The organism is Scandinavium sp. M-37 (genome assembly GCF_043558715.1).
GTDB lineage: Bacteria > Pseudomonadota > Gammaproteobacteria > Enterobacterales > Enterobacteriaceae > Scandinavium > Scandinavium vulneris_A.
On the sequence record NZ_JBIGIN010000077.1, the window covers coordinates 1 to 1,463 of the forward strand.

2 protein-coding genes are annotated in these 1,463 nt (G+C 58.4%); both read left to right on the plus strand.

The window, feature by feature from the left end; genetic code table 11:
• The coding region (locus ACG0Z5_RS23705; protein WP_394451607.1) for an AAA family ATPase at window positions 1–833 on the plus strand (833 nt) is incomplete at its 5' end.
• The coding region (locus ACG0Z5_RS23710) for a type VI secretion system Vgr family protein (protein WP_394451609.1) at window positions 830–1,463 on the plus strand (634 nt) is incomplete at its 3' end. The genes ACG0Z5_RS23705 and ACG0Z5_RS23710, both read left to right, overlap by 4 nt.

Sequence of the window (1,463 nt, forward strand, 5' to 3'; positions counted from 1 at the left end):
ACGGCCCGCAGGGCGTTTTCCTGCTGGTCGGCCCGAGCGGTGTCGGTAAAACGGAGACCGCGCTGGCGCTGGCGGATGTGCTGTACGGCGGAGAGAAGTCACTCATCACCATCAACCTGTCCGAATACCAGGAGCCGCATACCGTCTCCCAGTTGAAAGGCTCACCGCCGGGCTATGTCGGTTACGGTCAGGGCGGCATTCTTACCGAAGCGGTGCGCAAGCGCCCGTACAGCGTGGTGCTGCTCGATGAAGTGGAAAAAGCGCACCGCGACGTGATGAACCTGTTCTACCAGGTGTTCGACCGCGGCTTTATGCGTGACGGCGAAGGGCGCGAAATTGACTTCCGCAACACCGTCATTCTGATGACCTCCAACCTCGGCAGCGACCACATCATGCAACTGCTGGATGAACAGCCGGAGGCCACCGAAGGCGACCTGCACGAACTGCTGCGCCCGATTTTACGCGACCACTTCCAGCCGGCGCTGCTGGCCCGCTTCCAGACCGTGATTTATCGCCCGCTGGCGGAAGCGGCGATGCGTACCATCGTGGAAATGAAGCTGTCACAGGTCAGCAAGCGCTTACATCGTCACTACGGCCTGACCACGCAGATAGATGAGAGTCTGTATGGCGCGCTGACCGCTGCATGCCTGCTGCCGGATACCGGCGCACGCAACGTCGACAGCCTGCTCAATCAGCAAATTCTGCCGGTGCTGAGTCAGCAGTTGCTGACCCACATGGCGGCGAAACAGAAACCACAGTCGCTATGCCTTAGCTGGAGTGAGGAAGAGGGTATCGGGCTGGAGTTTGACCGTACACAAGGAGTGGACGCATGACGATAAGATTCAGCCACAGCCATCACCAGTTGTCGGTGAAGGGATGTGACGCAGAGCTCGATGTACTGGCGTTTGAAGGCGATGAAGCCCTGAGCACGCCGTTCAGCTACCGGATTGAATTTACCAGCGGTGACCATGGCATCAGCAAAGAGATGATGCTGATGAAAGCGGCCTCCCTGACGCTGCAGGCCCCGGTGGACCAGGGTTACGGCATCAAAATGCAGCAGGCCGTGCGTATCCTCCAGGGGGTGGTGAGCGGTTTTGAACGTCTCAACACCTCAAAAGATGAAACCCATTACGCCCTGACGCTGCAGCCGCGTCTGGCGCTGCTTGACCGTTCGCATCAGAACGCGATTTATCAGGACATGTCGGTCCCACAAATCGTGGAAAAAATTCTGCGCGAGCGCCACAACATGCGCGGTCAGGATTTTCTGTTCTCGCTTGCAAAAGAGTACCCGCGCCGTGAGCAGGTGATGCAGTACGGCGAGGACGACCTGCACTTTATTACCCGCCTGTTGGGTGAGGTCGGCATCTGGTTTCGCTTTACCACGGATACGCGCCTGAACATCGATGTCGTGGAGTTTTACGACGGTCAGCAGGGGTATGAAAAAGGCCTGACGCTGCCCTCGG